This window comes from Microbacterium sp. LB12 (genome assembly GCF_037150835.1).
Classification (GTDB): Bacteria; Actinomycetota; Actinomycetes; order Actinomycetales; family Microbacteriaceae; genus Microbacterium.
In genome coordinates this window covers 262865-284757 of sequence record NZ_JBBCPF010000002.1, presented here as the reverse complement: position 1 = coordinate 284757, position 21893 = coordinate 262865, and the positions used below count along the sequence as shown (strand labels likewise).

The 21893-nt window shown below is 70.6% G+C and carries 17 protein-coding genes; 5 read left to right on the top strand and 12 right to left on the bottom strand.

Annotated features, from left to right (window positions below; genetic code table 11):
- Position 1 precedes the first annotated feature (1 nt).
- A complete protein-coding gene (ypfJ, locus tag WFM69_RS05840; RefSeq protein ID WP_337002616.1) occupies positions 2–886 on the bottom strand; it encodes a KPN_02809 family neutral zinc metallopeptidase in 885 nt (294 codons plus the stop codon).
- 52 nt (positions 887–938) lie between these two features.
- Here ypfJ and WFM69_RS05835 point away from each other — a divergent pair, with 52 nt between their 5' ends.
- The 5 genes from WFM69_RS05835 (at position 939) to WFM69_RS05815 (ending at position 5742) form a co-directional block, all read left to right on the top strand.
- The gene (locus WFM69_RS05835) at positions 939–1928 is read left to right on the top strand and encodes a malate dehydrogenase (protein ID WP_337002614.1); all 990 of its coding nucleotides are present in this window, start codon (positions 939–941) and stop codon (positions 1926–1928) included.
- Positions 1929–2038: 110 nt separating this feature from the next.
- Positions 2039–4327, top strand: a complete 2289-nt coding sequence (locus WFM69_RS05830; protein ID WP_337002612.1) for a hypothetical protein — start codon at positions 2039–2041, stop codon at positions 4325–4327.
- Positions 4328–4329: 2 nt separating this feature from the next.
- A complete protein-coding gene (locus tag WFM69_RS05825) occupies positions 4330–4923 on the top strand; it encodes a hypothetical protein (protein ID WP_337002610.1) in 594 nt (197 codons plus the stop codon).
- Positions 4923–5204 carry a hypothetical protein gene (locus tag WFM69_RS05820; protein WP_337002608.1) on the top strand — a complete coding sequence of 94 codons (282 nt, stop codon included), beginning with the start codon at positions 4923–4925 and terminating at the stop codon, positions 5202–5204. Before WFM69_RS05825 ends, WFM69_RS05820 begins: the two co-directional genes overlap by 1 nt.
- 67 nt (positions 5205–5271) lie before the next feature.
- On the top strand, positions 5272–5742 hold the full coding sequence (locus WFM69_RS05815; RefSeq protein ID WP_337002606.1) for a recombinase family protein: 471 nt from the start codon (positions 5272–5274) through the stop codon (positions 5740–5742).
- Positions 5743–5769: 27 nt separating this feature from the next.
- Here WFM69_RS05815 and WFM69_RS05810 read toward each other — a convergent pair whose 3' ends face one another.
- From WFM69_RS05810 to WFM69_RS05760, 11 genes are all read right to left on the bottom strand, one after another.
- Positions 5770–6576: a hypothetical protein gene (locus WFM69_RS05810; protein WP_337002604.1), complete on the bottom strand. Its 807-nt coding sequence runs from the start codon at positions 6574–6576 to the stop codon at positions 5770–5772.
- An 82-nt stretch (positions 6577–6658) separates the two neighbouring features.
- On the bottom strand, positions 6659–6955 hold the full coding sequence (locus WFM69_RS05805) for a WXG100 family type VII secretion target (protein ID WP_337002602.1): 297 nt from the start codon (positions 6953–6955) through the stop codon (positions 6659–6661).
- 115 nt (positions 6956–7070) lie between these two features.
- Positions 7071–11546: an FtsK/SpoIIIE domain-containing protein gene (locus WFM69_RS05800; RefSeq protein WP_337002600.1), complete on the bottom strand. Its 4476-nt coding sequence runs from the start codon at positions 11544–11546 to the stop codon at positions 7071–7073.
- Entirely contained in the window at positions 11543–12277 is a 735-nt protein-coding gene (locus tag WFM69_RS05795) for a hypothetical protein (RefSeq protein ID WP_442928407.1), read from the bottom strand. Before WFM69_RS05795 ends, WFM69_RS05800 begins: the two co-directional genes overlap by 4 nt.
- The gene (locus tag WFM69_RS05790) at positions 12265–13938 is read right to left on the bottom strand and encodes a serine/threonine-protein kinase (RefSeq protein WP_337002597.1); all 1674 of its coding nucleotides are present in this window, start codon (positions 13936–13938) and stop codon (positions 12265–12267) included. The genes WFM69_RS05795 and WFM69_RS05790 overlap by 13 nt, the downstream gene beginning before the upstream one ends.
- Complete coding sequence (locus tag WFM69_RS05785; protein WP_337002595.1) at positions 13935–15212, bottom strand: FHA domain-containing protein; 1278 nt, start codon at positions 15210–15212, stop codon at positions 13935–13937. The genes WFM69_RS05790 and WFM69_RS05785 overlap by 4 nt, the downstream gene beginning before the upstream one ends.
- Positions 15212–16024 (bottom strand): PP2C family protein-serine/threonine phosphatase, encoded by an 813-nt coding sequence (locus tag WFM69_RS05780; RefSeq protein ID WP_337002593.1) that lies wholly within the window; start codon positions 16022–16024, stop codon positions 15212–15214. The genes WFM69_RS05785 and WFM69_RS05780 overlap by 1 nt, the downstream gene beginning before the upstream one ends.
- Positions 16021–17238, bottom strand: a complete 1218-nt coding sequence (locus WFM69_RS05775; protein WP_337002591.1) for an RDD family protein — start codon at positions 17236–17238, stop codon at positions 16021–16023. The genes WFM69_RS05780 and WFM69_RS05775 overlap by 4 nt, the downstream gene beginning before the upstream one ends.
- Entirely contained in the window at positions 17235–19637 is a 2403-nt protein-coding gene (locus tag WFM69_RS05770) for a transglutaminase family protein (RefSeq protein ID WP_337002589.1), read from the bottom strand. The genes WFM69_RS05775 and WFM69_RS05770 overlap by 4 nt, the downstream gene beginning before the upstream one ends.
- Complete coding sequence (locus tag WFM69_RS05765; RefSeq protein ID WP_337002587.1) at positions 19634–20896, bottom strand: DUF58 domain-containing protein; 1263 nt, start codon at positions 20894–20896, stop codon at positions 19634–19636. The genes WFM69_RS05770 and WFM69_RS05765 overlap by 4 nt, the downstream gene beginning before the upstream one ends.
- On the bottom strand, positions 20896–21867 hold the full coding sequence (locus WFM69_RS05760; RefSeq protein WP_337002585.1) for an AAA family ATPase: 972 nt from the start codon (positions 21865–21867) through the stop codon (positions 20896–20898). The genes WFM69_RS05765 and WFM69_RS05760 overlap by 1 nt, the downstream gene beginning before the upstream one ends.
- Positions 21868–21893 lie beyond the last annotated feature (26 nt).

Sequence of the window (21893 nt, the reverse complement as noted above, 5' to 3'; positions counted from 1 at the left end):
GTCACCCCTCCAGTTGACCTGCGGGGACCGTGAGCACCTGCTCGCACACGCCGAGTCCGTTCTTGTACCCCTCGGCGAACCAGCGCTGCCGCTGCGCGCTGGAGCCGTGCGTCCAGCTCTCCGGGTTCACGAAACCGGACTGCTCCTGGATGTGGTCGTCGCCCACCGCGAACGCCGCGTTGAGCGCATCCACTCGCTGCTCCTCGGTCGAGGGCTGCAGGTACGGGACGCCGTTCGCGTCGGTCTGCTCCGACATCCGTCCGATCCACGCGCCCGCGTAGCAATCCGCCTGCAGCTCGATCCGGACGCCGTTGCTGGCGGGACCCGTCCCGTTGTTCGGGTAGCGGTCCATCGCACCAGTGATGTACTGGATGTGATGGCCCCATTCGTGCCCCACGATGTACAGCTGCGCGAGGTTGCCGGCGGACGCGCCGAACTGCTGCTGCATGAGCTGGAAGAACGTGGGGTCGATGTAGACCGTCTCGTCGCCGGGGCAGAAGAACGGACCGACGGCGTTGGATGCCGTGCCGCAGGCCGTGCTCGTCGATCCGTCGACCACGATCAGCTGCGGCGCACGGTAGCCCTCGACGTTGTCCGCCCAGAACGCGTCGAGCGCCAGCTGCGCTCCGGCCATGCGGCAGTCGACGTCGGCGTTGGCCTGCGCGCCGGTGTCGCAGTTCTCGATCACCGATCCTCCGGCCGACTCGCTCCCTCCGCCCGTCGTGCCGCCGCCCAGCAACGGGGTCAGGTCGATTCCGAGCAGAGGCCCCGCGATGAGCGCGATGATGCCGAGCACACCCACGCCGGCGCCTCCCGCGATGGCTGCCGTGCGTCCGCGTCGACGCGTGGTGTTGCCCGAGATGTCGGCATCGGGATTGAAGGTCATGCGTCGAGGGTACTCCGGGCGGGAGCAGGCCGAACGGACGTAGGCTCGAGACATGACGACCACGATCACCCTCACCGGAGCCGGCGGACAGATCGGCTACGCACTGCTGTTCCGCATCGCGGCCGGCGACCTGCTCGGACCGGACGAGAAGGTGCGCCTGCGCCTGCTGGAGATCCCGCAGGGACTCGGCGCCGCGGAGGGTGCGGCTCTCGAGCTGCAGGACGGTGCGTTCGGGTTGCTCGAGCACGTCGAGGTGACGGATGACGCGGCGGTCGGCTTCGACGGCTGCGACCTCGCCCTGCTCGTGGGTGCCCGCCCGCGTGGCCCCGGCATGGAGCGCGGCGACCTTCTCGCCGCGAACGGCGGCATCTTCGGCCCACAGGGAGCGGCCATCGCGGCCCACGCGGCTCCCGGCGTGCGCGTTACGGTGGTGGGCAATCCCGCCAACACCAACGCCCTGATCGCCGCGGCCTCCGCCGATGGCGTGCCAGCCGAGCGGTTCACGGCCCTGACCCGACTCGACGAGAACCGTGCGCGCGCACAGCTCGCGCAGACGCTCGGCGCCCCCGTGCACACCGTGCGTCGCGTACCCATCTGGGGCAACCACTCGGCGACGCAGTTCCCCGACGTCTCGCACGCGACCGTGGGCGGCCAGCCCGTGAGCGAGGCACTCGCGCAGATCGTGGGCGACGTGCCCACCTGGCTCGAAGACACCTTCATCCCTCGGGTGGCCAAGCGCGGTGCCGAGATCATCGAGGTGCGGGGCTCCTCTTCCGTCGCCTCGGCGGCGAGCGCCACGATCGACCACGTGCGCGACTGGGTGCAGGGCACGGATGACTGGACCTCGGCGGGAGTCGTGTCCCACGGCGAGTACGGGGTCCCGGAGGGCTTGATCTCGTCGTTCCCGGTGCGCTCGATCGACGGCGTCTGGCAGATCGTCGAGGGTCTGGAGCTGAGCGACTGGGCGCGGGCGCGGATCGACGCCTCGGTCGCCGAGCTGGTCGAGGAGCGCGAGGCGGTCCGGTCGCTCGGACTGCTGTGATGCGCTGACAGCGCGACGGGGGCGCATGGGGAGTTCTGCCCATCGCCGCTATCGCGCGCCCCCGATAGGTTTGTTCGGGGACGGGAAGACCGTCGAGGAGGGGCGACGAGATGGCTCAGTGGGATGAACTGCATCCGGGACGCGGCAACACCGCGGCCGCGAACGACGCGGCGACGCGCGTGGGGAACCGGCACACCGGGACGGAGACCGTGCGCGCGGCGCTGTCGAACGCCGCCACCGCGACCACGGCCGAGATCTGGGCGGGTGATGCGGGCGCCGCGTTCCGCACCTCGCTGGTCAAACCGCAGTCCCTCGCCGCGGAGTTGAAGACCGAGTTCACCGAGGTCAAGGCCGCGCTCACCGCCTACGCCACCGAGGTCGACCGCATCCGGGTCGCCACGACCTCTGCGCACCAGTCGTACGCCACCGGCTACGCCGCCTGGAGAGCCGCCGAGCGGGAGGACAGCCCGTTCCTGCCGTCGACGTTCACCTTCAACGCTCCGAACCCGACCCTGCAGTCGGGCCTCTGGGTGCCGAGCGGCACCGAACCGGGACTCTCCGACATGCGCGCCGCCGCGCAGACGCTGCGCACCCTCGCCACTCAGCGCGAAGCAGCCGACAACGCGCTCGTCGCCGCCCTGCAGCCGCCCGCATCGGCGCGCTGGGACCAGATGCAGTCGGCACTCCGAGCGGCGGGCATCGACGACATCGACGACCTCACCTACGACAACCTGGGCGACGCGTTCGCCAATCTCGCCGATGCGATCGCCGAGGGCGACATCACCGACGAGAACGTGCAGGCCCTGCAGGACTTCTTCGACGTCTGGGGCGACGACACCTTCGTGATGTCGCAGTTCTTCCTCGAAGTCGGCGGCGAGAACACCGTCTCCATGATCGACAACCTCGGCGATGCCGTGATGACGAACGGCTTCGACGGGGCCGCGGCGCTCGCTCTGGCGACCGCGATCCGCGGCGGCCTGTCGACCGGATCCCAGATCTGGCAGCCGTCGACCTCCCGCGACTTCGCGGACAGCATGCTCACGGGTGCCTCGTCGAGCGTGGGCGGCGCGGTCGCCGCGATCGGCTTCCTCTTCTCCGATGAGAAGAACAACCCGCTGGGCGTGAACCTCACGGTCGCGATGGCCGACGAGATCGACCGCATCGAGCGCGACCCGTCGAGCATGCAGTACGGCAACTGGACCGACTTCTCCCCGAACGCGGGCGGCCGCATCCTCGCCTTCCTCGAGGGCGAGACGACCGGCCTCGACGGCAACCGCGTCGACGACCTCGCCGGCCGCATCTTCTCCACGCTCGGCACCTACCCCGACGCGGCACTCGACTGGCTCACCTCGACGGAGAGCGACCCGTTCGGCGATGGCGACCTCGGCGCAGGACGCGTCGAGTACTGGTTCGGCGAGCGCGACTGGAGCGCGAACACCACCGGCGACGGCTTCGAGGGCCCCGGCGCGCTGTGGGCGGGCGCGCAGCAGGCCGCGGGCGGGCCGGCCGACGCGACGCACACCTACAACCCCGAGACGTGGGAGCGCGTGGCGACTCTCACGACGCAGATCGTCGGGGCGCTCACCGGCAACGACTCCTTCCTGCCCGAGAATCTGACGAGCATCGGCCAGGTGCGCGTCGCCGAGGGCATCTCGCTCTCGATGCCGTACTTCTCGGAGGCCATTAGCGAGAGCGACCCTGCTGCCGGCACCCGACCGTTCTTCGAGAACCTGCTAATCGGCACCGACGACCCGCGCGCAATCCCCGACGTCACCCAGCAGCAGCTCGCGCAGCTGCTGGGCACCGCGACCTGGAGCGACGGCGAGACGCCGTCGGCCGGGGCGGAGGTCATCGCACAGTCGGTGCGTCAGTACCAGGACGCGCTCATCGCCGTCGCCGATCTCGCTCCCGACGGCAGCGCTTTCAAGGCCGATGCCCTCGAGCGAGTGGTGGAGCTGCAAGGCTGGCTCGACGGCTCGCCCGCGGGCGCCGCCCTCGGCGCGGCCACGCGTCACGACGAGGCCGTCCAGGCGGCGATCGACGGTGTGAGCACGGTCGTCGGACTCATCCCGATCCCCGCCGTCGGAGACGTGCTGGTGGCGGGCGGCAGCGTCGTGATCGACGTGGCGCAGAGCGCCGTGATCGGCGGGGTCAGCGACTGGGGCTCCGGGCAGGCGACCGCCGCATGGGGCAACTCGCACGAGGCCCTGCTGCAGGAGCAGGCCAACAGTACGAACGGCCGCGAGACCGCGACGATGGAGACGATCGAGCAGATGCTCCAGGATCTCGGCATGACCGAGGGTCTGACTGCGGGCCAGATCGACGACCTGGCCCGCGAGATGTTCGCGGACTACCAGCGCGGCGTCGAAGCCAACACGTCGTGGGCGGAGGGCCACTGATCATGAAGCGCACCGGTGCATCGATTGTCCTGCTTGTCGTCGGAGTGGCTCTCGCGGGCTGCACACCCGCCGCCGTCGCCGCACCCGAGGTGTCGTGGCAGGGAGGGAAGCCCTCGGGCACTCTCGAGTCCGATCCCTGGGTCGAAGCCGTACGGGCATCCGACCTGGCGCTGAACTCGGCCATCGTCACGCGCGACTACACCGGAGATGACCTGCAGACGACGACGTCGACGACCACCATCAAGCGCGTCGCCGCCGCGCAGCGGAGCTCCGCGGAGGGCGACCGCTTCTTCACCTCGCCCGGCCCCACGCCGATGATCCCGCTGTCGGTCGACGAGGAGGGAGACGAGGCCATGGTGACCGTGTGCCAGGCGCAGGACTGGTACCTCGATGCCGACCAGACGTCCGTGCCCGAAGACCTGAAGGGCCAGGTCGCCGAGTTCCGTGTGGTGCTTCGCGACGGCGACCAGCGCCGGTCCGAGGGTGGCGCCGTCCGCGCTGAGGAGTGCGACCTGGCCGGCGTCAGCATCGGCCTGTTCGACCCGCAGCCCGATCCCACCGAGACGTACTCTCCCGACGATGTGAAGGTGCCGTGATGACCGATCTCCAGTTCGACTCCGCCGCCGTCGGTGCGACCGGCAGCACGCTGCAGAGCACCGCGTGGGGCCTCAGCCTCGACGTCGACCTCGTGCTCGGCGCCTGCGGCAGCTCCGCGGTATCCGCCGCCGCCGACACCTGGGCGATGTGGGCCAAGGCATCCCTGCTGCAGCTGCAGAGCATGACGGCGGGTGCGGGCGTCGTCGCCCGAGACTCCGCCACCGCCTTCGAGACGCAGGAAGCCGAGATCACGTCCGCCGCGAACAGCGGCACCCCCTGATCCACATCGACGGGAAGCGCGCTCCATCGTCGCCGGGAACAGGGCACAATGGAGGCGGAGGTGCGCGATGAGCGAAGCGAACGAGACGACGACGGCGGCATCCGTCGATGATGCCCTGACGAGCCCACTGCATCTTCCGCACGCGGCGGCGGAATGCCCCAAGTGCTTCACGGAACTGCAGGAGAACCGCAACTTCTGGCTCGCCCGCCCCGACGGCTCCCGCCTGGTCGGGCTGGTCGTGTCCAGGGACGACATGCCCTCGGTGGTCGAGCAGCGCGCCGACCTCACCCGGTTCGGCGTGCCGATCGAAGGCTTCCGCCACCCCGCACCCGACATCCTGGAGAGCTGGAGTGAGCGACTCACCCGCCTCATCGGCACGCTGCACGCCGGTGACGTGCTGGTCGTGGCGACCATCGCCGCGCTCGGCCGTGACAGCGACGAGGGCGCTCGCACCGTCGCCGAGCTGCGCCGTCACGGCATCATCGTGAAGGTCTTGAACCACAACGCGCGACACCTGGCAGACGCCACCGCACGCTGATCGCGATCGGTACCCCCACGCGAGAGATCACGTCCGCAGCAGGCCCTCGTCCCGCGCCTTGAGGTGCGCTCGTCGAGCGATCACGAGCGCGACCAGCCCAACGACCACGCTCCCGCCGAGCATCCACGGGGCCGCCGCGTCCAGACCGTGAGCGAAGGGCGACGCGTACCACCCGAGCGGGAGCGGTAGATTGGTGCGCCCCTGAGCGTGTGCGGCCGCGAAATCGAACTCCATATCCCACTGAGGCACCTCCTCCTCCGCGCCGCTGTCGGACCGCAAGGTCGCGTTGTAGGCGGGGAAGATGCGCGACACCGCGGGATCATCCGTCTGCACGAACACTCCGGTGATCTGCATCGCCGCCACACGCTCCCCGTCCGGGCTCGTGTCCTCCGGCAGCAGGAGATCGCCCTCGAACTGCACGTAGGGGACGACTTTGTCATAGAGGTGTATCGCCTCACCATCGGCATCGACGCCCTGCCCGCGCACGGTGCGGTTCCGCGGCGGCGCCTCCCCCGGCATGATCATCGCCGACTCGGCATCGATGGGGACACCGTCCGGCACCTGCGCCTGAGTGTCGAGCACATCCAGACGCACGATCTCACCATCGACCAGCGCCTCCCCGTCGAAGGAGGTGAAGAGCCTGGCGCTGCGGCCGTCGTCATCGCTCACGGTGAGGTACTTCGGGACCGTGACCCTGATCCCCTCGGGCGGGATGCGCGGCATTCCCACACCCGCCGTCATGAGCCCGAAACCGATGGCTGCGATAACGCACCCAGCGGCGAGAACACCGGCGACCACCGCCCGACGACGGGAACTCGGAGCACTCTGCGACATAGCCGTCCTTCCTTCCAGATCACTGCCCGTGCACACGAGAAGAGGGGACACCACTCGGCATCCCCTCTTCTCGTGTTCGTGCTTACTGGCGGATCTGCGCGGCCAGCTGCTCGTCCGTCGACTGCAGCGACTGGGCTGCCACGTCGAGGAAGCGGGCCATGCCCTCGATGCCCGCGATGGTCGCGGTCGCACCCTGGTTGAACTGGGCGTAGGACGCGTCGAACGCACCCGAGGCGGACGTGGTCACGAAGCCGCCCGAGACGAGCTGCGAGACGTACGCGCGGAGGTTCTTCAGCTGCGTCTCGATGTCCTGCTGACCCGTGCGGAGACGAGCAGCAGCATCCTGCATATCGGCGTAGCTGACTTTGAGGTTCGTCATGGTGTTGCCTTCCGGTCGCCCCGGCGGGAGCCGGAGGGTGTTCTCGTCCTTCGAGAGTAACGAAGGGGTTCCGGTGCGCCAATGGGGAGAAGTCCCCATCGGCGCCGCCCGCCGTTCAGACGGTCTCCGGGATCACGAGCGGGAACTGCACCCGCACGATCTTGCCGCGCTGCGCGAGCACCGCACGACCCACCGGGAACTCGCCCCGGCCGATGCGCGGCAGCGGCGCCTTGAGCACCAGCTCGCCGTCGATGGTCTCGGGCTGCAGCACCACCCCGCGGCGGGCCTGCTTGATCTCGCCCAGCAGGCCGAAATTGCTCGTCCACTCGCTCGTGTCGCCGGTGAACAGCAGCAGCAGCTCGCCTCGGCCCGCACGCTTGACCAGATCGGACAGCGGGATCTCCAGCAGTGACGACGCGAACTCCGCGACGCCCTCGACCGCCACGACCGGCTTCAGCCCCGCCTCGGCCTTGGCCACGATCTCAGCCACCGCCGCGGTGCCGCTGATGCCGTCGGCCGCCGAGGCCGTCCACGCCACCGCGCTCTTCGCGGGCGACCGCGACGACCCCAGGAACAGCGTCGGCGTACCCGGTCGGGCACGCAGCACCTGCTGGGTGATCGCGGCGAGCGCGTTGCTCTTCCCGCTCGCGGGAGGTCCGGCGATGACGAACGTCCCGGTCGGCTCGATCCCGAACGGGCCGAGATCGGCATCCGAGAGCCCGACGACGAGCTGGTCGCCGATCGCCGCGGGGAGATCGTCCACGCCGTAGCTCACCGGCAGCGCCCGCACGGGCGGAGCCTCCGGAACACCCCGGCGGGACATCGACGACGCCATCCGCTCGATCGCGAGGGACTGCTCCTTCATGCTGCGCGTGCCGCCGATGATCGCGATCTGCGCCTCGTTCTCGCCGACGATCGCCCGACCCGGCACCGAGTCCGGCGTGAGCACGTCCTTCGGCACGTTCAGGATGTTGTACGCATCGGTGTCGGACATGCGCAGCACCACACGACGCTGGATCATCGCGTTCAACGCACTCGGGATGCTCTGGAAACGGTCGGCCGACAGCACCACGTGGATGCCGACCGCACGCCCGTCCGACAGCACCTCCTGCAGTGCGTTGTAGGTGTCGGCGCGTCCGATCACGGCCTCGTAGTCGTTGCGGAACGCCGCGAACCCGTCGATGAGCACGACGATGCGCGGCTCATCCGTCTTGCCCGACAGGGCGCGGTACTCCGTCAGCGTCGCCGCACCCACCGCGGAGTAGGCGTCGCCGCGGCGGTCCAGCTCGGTCCGCAGCGTCGCGAACAGGCGCGCCACCCGCTCGGCGTCATCACCCGCGATGATCGAGCCGACATGCGGCAGCGGCTCCAGCATCCGCAGCGCGCCGGAACCGAAGTCGAGCCCGTACACCTGCACGGGGCCGCCACGAGGGGTGATGCCCGCCGAGACCGCGAGCGTGCGCAGCGCGGCGCTCTTGCCGGCACCACTGGTGCCGTAGATCACCATGTGCCCCTCGGTGTCGGGCAGGAAGTGGAACGGCACCTGCTCCTGGCGCTCGGGCTGATCGACCACACCGAGCAGCAGGGCCGCATCGGTGCGCTGCGGCAGCTTGAGCTGATCGAACGTCGGGGCGAGCTCATCCAGCCACGGCCGCCGCGGAGGCGCGACCTCGGCCGCCTGCGCCGCCAGCACCATCGTGCTCACCAGCCGCTGCTGATCGTTCGGACCGAGGTCCTCATCGATCACGACCGCGTTCTCGTCGATCGGCAGCTCCCACGGCCCCTGATCGGTCGCCCCGAACGCAGTGATCGCCACATCGACCCCCTCGCTCTCGCCGAGGCTCCATCCGCCCGCATAGGCCGACTGGAACAGCGTCATCCGACCCGGTCCGGTCTTCGCGATGCCGCGACCGGGAGTGCCCGGGTCGAACAGCGACGCATCCTTCGTGCCGATCACGTCGTTGCTGTCGGTCTCATCGGCCATCCGCAGCGCGACGCGGAGGTTCGTGTTCGCGCGCAGGTTGTCCTTGATCACACCGGCCGGGCGCTGCGTGGCCATGATCAGGTGGATGCCGAGTGAACGACCGCGCTGGGCGATGTCGATCACACCGTCGACGAACTCCGGCACCTCCTTGGCGAGGGCGGCGAACTCGTCGATCACCAGCACCAGAGCCGGCGGCGCCTGCGGATCGCCCGCACGCTCCAGCTCCAGGATGTCCTTCGCCTTCTTGCGGTTGAACAGGTGCTCCCGGTGGTGCAGCTCCGCCCGGAGGCTCACCAGCACGCGGCGCACCAGATGCTCGTTCAGGTCGGTGACGATGCCGACGCAGTGCGGCAGGCTCGTGCAGTCCGCGAACGCCGAGCCGCCCTTGTAGTCGACGAAAAGGAACGTGAGCCGTTCCGGACTGTACTCGGTGGCCATGCCCAGCACCCACGCCTGCAGGAACTCGCTCTTGCCCGAACCGGTGGTGCCGCCGACGAGGGCATGAGGACCCTGTTGGCGCAGGTCGAGCTGCAGTGCACCGTCTGCCCCCGCGCCGACGAGGGCGCGCAGCTTGGGCTGGTAGCGCCGTGCCGAGCCGGACGCGCGTCGCGAATGGAGCGAATCGTTCTGAGTCCAGCGGTCGACCACGCTCTCCGGCTGCGTCGCCATGTCGCGGCCGAGCAGATGCAGCATCGAGATGGTGCGCGGCACGTCGCTGCGATCGAGCGCGACCTCTCCGGCATCCGTCAGACGGGCGAGCGCCCGGGCGAACACCGCGAACTGCTCACGGGTGAGCTCGTCGACGGTCAGATCCTCGATCACCTCACCCAGTCGCACGAAGTGTGCGCTGTCGGTCGCACCGAGCTCGACGAACGTGCGGCACGACGCCGGGAGCGCCGCCGCATCCTCGGTCAGCCACACCGGGAAGATGCCCCGCTTCGCAGCGCGCTCGGACAACTGGATGAGACGACCGCGGTCGACCGGTGCATCGGGCGCGATCAGCACGACGATCGCGGGCTTGGGCACCGAGTCGTACGTGTTGCGCGACGAGCTCTCGCCGACCTTCGAGCCGCTGTTGGTCGCGGCCTTCTCGGCCTGCAGCGCCCCGAGCTCCACGGCGTCCCCGCCGCGGGTGGAGCGCGTGGTGATCAGCTCCTCCAGGCGGGCGACGATCTGCCCGGCCGAGGTGGGTCCATCGCCGATCGGCTGCACCCCGAGCACGGCCTGCGCCGACCACGCGTGCGGCAGCCACTTCGCATCGGCCAGCTGCGCGCCCCAGCGCGGCCCCCACAGCCCCACCACGCCGACATCGGCCGGCGCGTGGAGTCCGGCGATCTGCGCGAGCAGCGCCCGCGCGTAGCCGGTCGAACGTCCGCCGAGACCTGCGATGCCGAGAGCGCCGACATCGGTCAGATCCTCGAGGATCGGCACCTGCGGCACGATCCTGGTCGCATCGACCACCGCATCCAGCTTCTCCACGTACTCCGGGATCGCGCGATCCCGGCCATTGGAGTCCTTGACCGAGCTGCGCGACGTGGTGTCGCCGATCCCGAGGCGCACATGCAGGAACGACCAGTGCTCGGCCCGACGCGTCCAGATCGTGGGTCCGGCGGCGAGAGCGGCATCGCTGACCTCGCGCAGCAGCGGGACCTCCAAGCGGCGCACGGCGATCTCGCGCTCGCGCTCGCTCTGCAGGCGGGCATCGAGGCGCTCCAGCTGCTCCTCGAAGCGCTTCTTGTCCTCTTCGAGCTCGCGCTTCTGCTGGCTCTTCGTCGTCAGCCAGGTGCCCACCATCAGCAGTGGCGACAGCGCCACGAACATGATCGACAGCAGGCTCTGCGTGAACGCGTACATCGCGCCGCCCATGAGCAGCGGCGCCACGAGCGTGAGCAGCGGGAAGGGCTGCTTGCGCGCGGGGACCGGGAGGTCGGTACCGTCGAGCTCCTCGCCCAGATACCTCTCCTCGACCCGCGGCGAGCGCACGAACTCCACCTGCCGGATCGAGGCGACGGCGGCCGAGGGGGCAGCGGCGTCGGCTTCGACGGTGACCCTGATGGGCGTGTCGCCGATCACGGCGGAGAGCTCGCCGTCGGCGGCGACCAGACGCACGACCGAGGCGCCGTCGACGAGGATCCCGTTCGCGGAGTTCAGGTCGATCAGCTCGACCCGGTCGCCGATCTCGAGTCGTGCATGCCGCTTCGACACCAGCGGATCGTCGATCACGACATCGCTGGACTCGTCGCGACCGAGGATGATCGTGCCGCGGGTCAGGGCGATCGAGCGTGCCCCGGGACCCGCACCGACCTCCATCCGCCCGATCACCGGACGCGGCTGGTAGGTCGCGGGGACGACGCGGATGGTCGCGCCGTGCGCAAGGCCGACATGGGCGAACGTCGACTCGGGCGCGAGCAGATCGCCCGCCCCCGACACGATCGAGCTGTACGCCTCGATCGTGACCGCGGACGGATCCGCCGTCGCGAACGAGGCGAGCGGATCCGCACGGACGATCATCGAGGCGATCTCGCCGATCGTCGCCGTGCTCTCCGCCGTGACCTCGATGTCGCTGGATGCCGCGCCCTGACGCAGCAGGGTCAGCCGTACCTTCACTCGATGTCTCCCTCTGCCTCACTCGGCTGCGGAGCGTCCAGCAGCGGGAGGTCGTCCTTGCTCACCATGCGTGAGGCGATCACATGCTCCACCAGTCGCGCACGTCGATTGGTCGCGAAGCTGCGCTGCCCGCCGCGCATCCCGGGCACACCGATGCGATCGAGCTTGTCGCACACGTTGTCGAGCTTGCGGTTGAACCGCGTGACCGTCCACCCCAGCCGCGCAGCCGCCGTGGCCGAGGAGGGGATCTCGCTCATGCCGGTGCCGTCGCGACGCAGCTGGGGCTCGGCGAGGGCGAGGATGAGCAGCTTCTGACTCGGCGTGAGGGGCACATCGCCGATCGTCGAGGCCCCGCCGTCGTCGTGCTCGCGCTTGGTCGCACGGAACGTCGGCTCCGCGGCGTGCAGGATCAGCTCGTAGGTGGTCGGTCCGGCGCTGAACACGACCGTGGTGGTCTCGAACACCAGCGGCAGCCGCGCCCCCGGGGCGAGCCACGCCTGCACTCCTCCGGCCGAGTCGGTCACGGTCGCGGTGAGCCGGGTGCCGATGTTCGTGAGCCACCAGAGCCCGTCGCCGTCGCTGATCTCGAGGAAGTGACGGTGCAGGAACAGGTTGTCGTCGAGCTCGAGATCGCCCTCGCGGCCGACGACGAACCGCCGTCCGGGCTCGATCGGGAAGTACTCGCCGGCGAACTCGACCGTCACCCCTGCGGCGGCGGTCATTGGACGCATCCCTTGACCGGCTCGGAGGCGCGCCCGTCGCCGCGACGCAGCATCACCTCGATGCACACCTCGCCCGACGATGCCGGCGTGAACGTGACCGTCGCGTCGGGAGCCTGGGAGACCGCGCCGTCGGCGGCGCCGCCCGTCTCGGTCCAGATGTAGCTGTCATCGTCGAGCGGAGTCGGATTCGTCCACGTGAACGTCACCTGATCGCCCGCGCGCGTGCCGACCAGGTCGGTCACCCGGGGCACCGCATCCGACACCGGGTTCTGCGGGTCGACGGTCTGCGCGCTGCTCTCCGGCTTCGGCGTCGGACCCAGTCCCGCGACGAGCGCGTTCAGGCCGATGATGCCGCCGACGACCACCACGACGCCGGCCGCGGCGAGCGTGATCCACAGGCCCCGGCGGCTGCGCGACGGCTGCGCGACCGGATCAGCGGATGCGGGCGCGGCGGGCGGCACCGGCACGAGCGGCGGCGCGGCGACCTGCTCCTGCGCCTGCACGACCTGCGGCGGGCGCACGATCGTCCGGTCGTCCCGGCTGTCCGGTGCCGCAGCGGGCGCGGGCGTCGCGGTCGACGTCGGAGCCGGGCTCCCCGTGTCGCGGCGCTGCGTCTGCTCCACCTCGGCGTCGGAACGCGGCGGCGCCTCGAAGCGCGGAGCAGCCGGGACCACCACCGACGGGCCCTTCGGCTGCGTCGCCGCGGACGGACGCGTGGCGTTCACGATCCCCGGATCGATGCTGACGATCTCCCGCACCCGCGTGAGGCCGTCGCCGTCGTCGTCGAGGTCTTCCGCGGGCGGGTGATCGTCGACGATGTCGATCGGCGTGACGGAGTGGGAGAGCTCGATCTGCACCTTCTGCAGCGCACGGGCGAACGCCACCGCACTGGGGAAGCGATCGTCGGGGTTCTTCGCCATCGCACGGTCGAGCAGCCGCTGCAGGCTCGCCGGCGAATCCGGCCGGGCCAGCGACGGCAGCGCCGCCCGCTCGATGCGCTCGATCAGGTCGGCGCTGGAATTGCGCTCCCCCGGCCGCTCGAACGGCGAGCGACCGGCGAGCAGCGTGTAGAGCGTGGCACCGAGCGCCCAGACATCCGTGCGGGGCCCGCTCTGCGGCGGCTCCGCGAACGACTCGGGCGGCGACCACGGGATCGACATGCCCGAGGATTCGCCCGTCGCACCGGTCGTGGACGCGATGCCGAAGTCGGTGAGTGCCGGACGGTTGTACTCCGTGACGAGGATGTTGGCCGGCTTGATGTCGCGGTGCAGCACACCCGCACGGTGCGCGGTCTCGACGGCGCCCGCCACCTGGATGCCGACGCGCAGGGCCTCGGCGACCGAGAACGGCTCCTTGCGGGAGCGGATCTGCAGGTTCGGCCGCGGGCAGTACTCCATCACCAGGTACGGCCGACCGTCGCCGGCGACGCCCGCCTGGTAGATCGTGACGATCGCCGGGTGCGTCGACAGCATCGCCATCACGTTCGCCTCGTCGGCGAACTCCTGCGCGGCGCCGCTCGAGATGCGGTCGGCGAGCAGCACCTTCACCGCGACCCGACGACGCGGCATCTCCTGCTCGTACAGGAACACATCGGCGAACCCACCCGTGCCCAGCGGTTCCACATACGTGAAGCCGGGCAGGCTGGGCGGTGGTGACGGGCGACGATTCACGGCAGGTCCTCGAAGGCGACGGTCACCCCGTCGCCGAGATCCACCACATCCCCGGAGAGGACCAGCGTCTGCTCGCCGGGGTGCAGCCGCACCGGATCGGCACCCGGACGAAGCAGCGTCGACCCGTTCGTGGTGTGCAGGTCGATCACGACGACCGTGTCGCCCTCCGGACGGATCTCGAGGTGGCTGCGCGAGATGTCCTGCTGCGGGCTCTCGACGGCGATCAGGTGCGGCAGGTTCGCCCCGCTCGCCCTCGTGGAGCGCGGACGACGGCCGATAATGACCGTGCGGTCGAGCGCGACGACCTGGCCGGAGGACACCCGGATGCGTCCCGTCGCGGCGGGAGCGGTCTCGGCCACGGGGATGACCTCGGTCGGGGCGTCGGGCGCATCCGCCGCGGGCTGGCGGATGCTGCGGAGCTCATCGGCCGAGATCGTCGACCCGTCGTGGTCGCCCGCGATGAGGGCGGCGTCGCCGGCAGGGGTCTCCGGCTCCTCGCGCGGACGCACCGCCGCCTCCTCGATGGGGGTGTGCACGGTCTCGCCCCACAGGTGGTCGAACTCGTCCTCCGGCGGAGCGAACGTCGCCTCGCCCGGCACGAGGGTGGCGTCGATGACACCGGCCCCGGGCAGGTCCGGGAGCGTCGGAACGGGAGCGGGAGCGGGAACGGGGACGACCGGCGGGATCGCGGCGGCGACCGGGGCGATGCCCACGGCCAGCGGTGGGACCGGAACGTCGGCGTCCGCGACCGGCGCGGACGGCACCTCGGCGGCCGGTGCCGGCTCGAGCACCGGCGCAGGACCCGCGGAGACCACGACCGCATCGGCGTCGGCCGGTTCGATCTCGGCGCGGACGGAGCCGGCCATCACGATGCCACTCTGGACCGGAAGAGCGGATCCCGGCACTTCCTGACCCACGGTGATCTCGACGTTCGCGACACCGGGGACGAAGCGTTCGCTCCACGTCGTCACATCGGCGCCCGAGAAGGTCTGCGTCGCGGCATCCCCACCCGCCACACGCACCGCGAGGTCGCCGCGCACGGCCACGCGCGCATCGGTCCCCTCCAAGACGGCGGCCGCGAACGACGGCATGTCGGCGAAGGAGCCGCCCGCCTGCGTGGTGAGCACGTCGATAACCGTCGCCAGGCTCCGCTCGCGCGGCAGCCGCTCCCACAGGGCGGTGACCGTCGCACCGGAGACCTCGGGTGGCAGCGCCACCAGAGCGCCAGGAATCACGATCAGGTACCACTGTCCCGGTCGGTAGATCGTCTGCATCAGCGAACCCCTCCTGCTGCCGCTTCTCGCGGGCGTGTATCGGCGTCGATGTCATCGGCGTGGAGCAGCGTGCCGGGCCGCGAGGCCACCGACACGGCATCGACGATCACGACGGTGACGTTGTCCCGGCCCCCCGCCTGCACGGCTTCGTCGACCAGGATGTCCGCCGCCCGCTGCGGGTCCGACTCCGATCCCAGTATCCGCTGGATCCGCGCGTCCGAGACCTCGGTGGTCAGTCCGTCGGAGCAGATCAGCATGCGATCCCCCAGTTCTGCGGGGAACAGCCAGTAGTCCGCGTCGCCGGTGCTGCTCGCACCGATCGCACGCGTGATGATGTTGCGACGGCGATCGGTCGCCGCCTCTGCGGCGGTGAGCTCGCCCGACTCGATGAGCTCCTGCACGACCGAGTGGTCGACGCTGATCTGCTCGAGCGCGCCGTCGGCGAAACGGTAGGTGCGCGAGTCGCCGATGTTCACCGTGAGCCAGTAGCCCATGCCCTCCACCGACGCGACCGCGACACCGCTGAGCGTGGTGCCGGCCCGGCCGTTCCCACCGCCGGACAACGCCTCGACGGCCCGCCGTGCCCGCGACAGCGCGTCGAGCAGATCGTCGAGTTCGACGTCGGCACGCCCGATATACCGGGCGAACTCCTCGATGACGGCGGCGCTCGCGCGTTCGCCCGCCTCGTGTCCTCCCATGCCGTCGGCGACGAGGAACAGGGGCGAGGCCGCCAGATGGGAGTCCTCGTTGAGCGGTCGACGGAGACCGGGATGGGTCGCCGCACCCGTGGCGACGATCAGCGGGAGGGTCATGCGTAGCCTCCGATCATGACGACGCGATCCCCGATCTCGATCACGTCGCCGAGCTTGACCGGCACGCGCTGACCGGCGGGACACGCGATGCGCTGTCCGTCGCGGACGATCGTCATGCCGTTCGTCGAGTGCCGATCGAGGATCCAGCCGCCCGACGTCTCGGCCGCGGCCTCGAAGTGCGTCTTCGACAGGGAGAGGGTTTCGTCGCGCACCGGCACCACGAGAGCGCCCTCCTCGGGCGCGGGGTTGCGGCCGAAGACCGTGCGGCGCGAGACCGGGATACGGGTGCCGTCGTCCCACGTGAAGATGAGCCGGTGGCCGGGGATGCTGATGCGCGTCTCCTCCAGGTCGTCGTCATCGACGGGTCCGGCGGCGGCGTCCGGGACGGGAGGAGCGGGAGCGACGGGCGGCGCTGCGGGCGTCGGGGGTACCACCGGCGCGGACGTGACGGGAGCCGCCGCAGGAAGAGGCGGGACCGGCGGAGCAGGCGGGACCACCGGTGCGGACGGGCGCGGGGGCGGGGCATCCTGCGTCACTCCGGGAACGTACGCGATCATCCCGGAGTCCGATGCGGGAGCCGCGAAGCTGCGAGCCGCAGCCACAGCCGCGGAGACCTCGGGCTGCTCCGGAGACGCGAGTGGTGCCGGTGTCGCCGGAGCGAAGCCAGGCATCGGCGCCGGAGGGAGCCGCTCGAACGAGGGTGCCGGCAGCAGCGGCGGGGCCTCCACGACGGGCGCGGCCTCGACCTCGGGCTCGGGCGTGGGAACGCGGGCATCGAGCATGAGAGCGCCGGCGACCTTGTCGTGCCACCCCTGGAAGCGCCCGGAACCGTCGAACAACGGGCTGAAGTATCCGACGACGATCGCCGCGGCGAGGCCGAAGATGACGTTGCGCAGCAGCGCCCGACCGAAGCCCAGCGCTGCGCCATCGGTCGCCGAGACCAGCCGCAGCCCCTGCGCCCGCATGCCGATCGACCCCGTGCCCGCCTGCATCACCGTGTAGACGATGAACCACGCCAGGAGCACCACACCCACGATGGGGCCGCCGATGAGCAGCATCGTGATCGACGCGGCGAGCCCACCCGAGAGCGACACCGCGACCAGCAGTCCTCCGCCGAGCAGGATGCCCAGACCTCCCGCGATCAGGGCGTCGATGACGTAGGCGACCGCGCGACGGGAGATCGGCGCGATCTGTTCGAGCGCGGGCTGCGTCATGGGGTCTCCCTCTCGGAGGACGGGGGCGTCGTGCCGGGGTTGTTGTCGATGGTGCCAGGTTCGCGGCGCACGCGCGCGGCCGCCGCGTCCTTCAGGTTCTGCAGTCCGTGCGAGATCGCCGTGCCGCCGAGCAGGGAGCGCACGCTGAGGCGCGCCTTGATGCGCTTCCAGAACCCGGCTTCCTTCCCCAGACCGCCGACGATCTCGTCGACCTCGCGCCAGAAGGAATCGACATCCTGCGGCGTCGGCTCGGCGGGACCGAACACGTCGGAGTCGGCGCGCTCGGCGAGCGCGGTCACCTGCGGAACGGCGAGCGCGGATGCCACCACCGCGGCCTCCTCGCTGCGGGTGCCGCCCGTGGGGAGCGGTGCACCGTAGTCGATCGCGCGGTCGGTCAGCTCGTCCCATCCTCCGCTGATCCGGTCGGACGTGCGTGCCGCGGCCCTGCGCGAGCGGCGCCTCCCGGCCTTCCACGCGCCGATCACGATGAACGGCGACGCGAGCAGGGCGATCACGGCGAGCGAGATGCCGCCGACGAGGAGGATCGCACCGATGATTCCGGCGAGGTTGAGGCTCTCGTCCTCGGATTCGCGGTCGTCGGGGAGGGTCGGCGGCAGGTCGACGGGCTCCTGCGGCGGAGGCGGCGGCTGCAGCACCTGCGGCTTCGGGTCGACGCGCGGCTTGGTGTTCTGGTCGTTGGGCACCTGGTCTTCGGGCGGCGTGGGATTGAAGGTGACCCATCCGATGCCCGCGAAGTTCACCTCGACCCACGCATGCACGTTGTCGCCGGTGGCCTCGAACACGGCCTCGCCGGCCTGCTCCTCGTCGGGGTAGTACCCCATGACCACGCGAGCGGGGATGTCGAGCTGTCCGGCCAGCAATGCCATCGCCACCGCGTACTGCTCGTCGTCGCCGACCATCTGGTCCGCCCCCACCAGTGTCGAGATGCGTTCCGCGGTGTGCCCGGCGCGGGACAGCACCTCGCCCTCCAGGCCGTGGCTGAAGAAGCCGCCCTCGGAGAGGAAGTTCTCCAGCGCCCGCACCTGCTCGATCGGCGTCTCGGCACCCGACACGGTCTCGGCCGCGAGCGACGTGAGCTCTTCGGGCACGTTGCTGGGCTTCGGCATCGAGACCCTGCCGAACGGCACCTCGGCGAGCTGCTCGTCGTCCGGAGCGACCGGCATCACGGCGTCGACGGCGTATTCATCGCCCTTGGTCAGTCCCGCCGTCGCCACCGCCGTACCCGTGACGGTGTTCACATAGGTGCCGCGGCGCAGTTGCTCGGCGTCGTCGCCGTCGAAGCGGATCTCGGACAGCGCACCCGCGGTCGGCATCCACACCCCGCGGTAGCCGTCGATCGCGAACTTCAGCGTGACCGGGATGCCCTCGGCATCCGGCGACATGTTCGAGCGCAGGGGGGCGAACGCGCTCGACGACGTGGGACCGCCATCGGTGACGTTGTAGACCATGCCGTCGAACTGGTCCATGACGGCGGTGCGGATGCGTGCTCCCTTGGGCAGTCCCTGCACCGTGAACAGCGTCTCGTCGGCCTCGTCGCGCACGTTCTTGCGGAACGCCTGCAGCGGACTCGGATAGTCGCGGATGTCGAACGGCGGGATGATCACGTCACGGAACACGTGCCGGGGTTCGGCCGGAGCGGCGATCGCACTCGCCGCGACACCCACACCACCGGCGACCGCCAGCACGGCGACACCGGCGAGCAGGCGACGGGTGCGCATGTGCGACGCACGGGACGGATCGACCTCGCTCACCGACACCGCGGTGTTCTGCGGTGCCCACAGCTGCCGCAGGGCCAGCCAGGCCATGCTCACCAGAGCGAACACGAGGCCCTGCACCAGCGGGAACGCGGGCTCGGGCGTGCCCAGCGCGATCACGAGCATCAGCAGCACGCCCGCCGGCAGCAGCGCCCACGCGACGTGTGCGAGACGCAGAGCGAGGGAGGCGGTGATCGTGGTGACCACGAGCGCCAGCAGGAACGGCACCACGAGATGTCCGTCCGCCGCGGCCACCGGGGCGACGGTCGTGAGCAGCTGCTTCCACGCGGTGACCGTGCCGACGGCGAGCTTCTGCAGCGTCTCGAGGGTCGGGATGAATCCGAGGATCGACGTCTGCGGCAGGGCGAGCGCCCCGCCGAAGACGAAGTACGCCGCGACCGTGAGACCGGCGATGATCAGGATGCCCCAGCGCCGCCAGGTCGAGACCGCGGCGATCGCGAGCCCGATCAGGATGCCGCCGACGACCGCGGGAAGGAATGAGGGACCCGCGAACGTCGGCCAGAAGCCGACCAGTGCGGTCGCCACCAGGAGCGTCGTGGCCCCGAGGTCGAGGATCCAGCGGCGTGGGGCGAGGGCGACCGGTGCCGCGGTCGGCGCGGTCATGCGAGCACCTTCTGCAGGGCGAGGGGGAGTTGGTCGAGCGCGCCGACCGTGACGACGTCGGCCTCGCCGATCCGCCGCAGCGTCGGAGCCGTGGCCGTGACGTCGGCGACGACCGCGAGCACACGAGCACCGAACGGCAGCCGCGAGCACGCCAGACGAAGATCATCCGCGCTCACCCGGGGTCCGCACACGAGCACGACCACGCTGGCGAGCGGCATGGTGGCGGCGACGATGCCGGCGAGCTCGGCGATCCCGCCCTCCCTCGCGCGGCTGTTGTCGATGGCCGACAGCGAATCGAGCAGCTGCTTGCCGGTGCCGGCCGGCAGCTCCCGGCCCTGCACACGCACATCGACGCGCTGCGAGTCGCGGATGGCCCTGAGCCCGATGGACCCCGCCGCCGAGATCGCCAGCTCGAAGTCGTCCGCGGCCGCGTATTCGGCACCCGACCGCGACAGGGCGATCACGAAATGGGAGCGTCGCGTCTCCTCGTACTGACGCACCATCATGGTGCCGGTGCGCGCGGTCGAGCGCCAGTGCACGTGTCGCAGGTCGTCGCCCGGCTGGTATTCGAGGAGCGCGTGGAAGGACACGTCGTCACGCGACAGATCGGCGGCGGGAAGACCCTCCAGATCGCGCAGGTAGCCGAGCGACTGCCCGTCGAACAGCACGGTGCGCGGGTGCACGAACAGGTCGACCGGGTCGTCGCGCTGGTGCGCCCGCTCGAAGAGCCCGAGCGGGTCGCCGCGCACCACGCTCACCGGGCCGACCTTGACCACGGCGCGCTTCTGCGTGGGGATCGCGAACAGCTCCTCCGCCTCTTCGCCGGGCGCGAGACGCTGGATGCCGAACTCGCCGCGCCCGGAGCCGACCGGGAGCACCACGCGCGACGGCAGGATCGCCCTGGTGCCGCGGTTGGCGAGGGTCAGAGCGCCCACCGCCCGCTCTCCCACGACCACACGGGTGCGGGCGAGGTCGAGCGCGACGTCGTAGGCGGTGCGGCCGATCAGGAACAGCGCGCACAGGGCGAGGGCGATCGCGATGACGACCGCGGCCACCGTGAACTCCACCCATCCGGCGATCTGCCCCAGCACCCAGAATCCGACGGCCAGGGCCATCAGCACCCAGGCGAGCGGGCGGATCGCGGACGCGATCATCCGGAGACGCTTCAGGATGCGCGCACCCACGACGGCCGCGATGTCACGCCATCCGGCGTCGCGTCCCGTCTGCGGTGTCGACGCCTGAAGGGCCTCCGCGGTCATCAGGCCGCCGCTCGCGCCTGAGGAGCGGGGACGGCGTCGAGCACGCGGGCGATCACCGTGTCGCTGTTCGTGCCGGCGAACTCCGCCTCGGCGTCGAGCAGCAGACGGTGCTGCCACACGGGGCGCGCGAGTGCCTTGATGTCGTCGGGGAGCACGAAGTGGCGCCCCTGCGCGGCCGCCCACACCTTGGCGATGCGGACCATCGCGATCGCCCCGCGCACCGAGACGCCGAGTCGGATCGCGCTGTCCGCACGAGTCGCTTCGGCCAGCTCCGCCACATAGCGGAGCACGGCGGGCTCGACGTGCACGGAGGCGGCGAGGTCGGCCATGTCGGCGACGGCACTCGTCGTGATGATGGCAGCAAGACCCGCGGACGGGTTCCGGTCGGAGGCACCGGCGAGGATGCTCTCGGTGACGGCGAGGTCGGGGTAGCCGATCGACGTCTTGATGAGGAAGCGGTCGAGCTGGGCCTCGGGGAGCTTGTACGTCCCGGCCTGCTCGATCGGGTTCTGGGTCGCGATCACGAGGAAGGGCCGCCCGGTCTCGTGGGTGACGCCGTCGACCGTGACCCGCGACTCCTCCATGACCTCGAGCAGCGCCGACTGCGTCTTCGGAGAGGCACGGTTGATCTCGTCCGCCAGCACGATCGACGCGAAGATCGGTCCCTTGTGGAACTCGAATCGATGCGACTGCTGGTCGTAGATCGTCACACCGGTCACGTCGGAGGGCAGCAGGTCGGGCGTGAACTGGATGCGCGCGCTCGTGCCCTGCACGGTCGCGGCGAGCGCCTTGGCGAGGCTGGTCTTGCCGGTTCCCGGTGCGTCCTCGAGGAGCACGTGTCCCTCGGCGAGCATCGACGCCAGCACGAGGCCGACGATCTCCTGCTTGCCCTGCACGGCCTTGTCGACGTTCGCGACGAGGCGCTGGAACGTGCCCTGGAACCAGGTGGCCTGCTCGGGGGTCATTGTCATGGGGTACTGCTTCCTCTCGGAGGGAA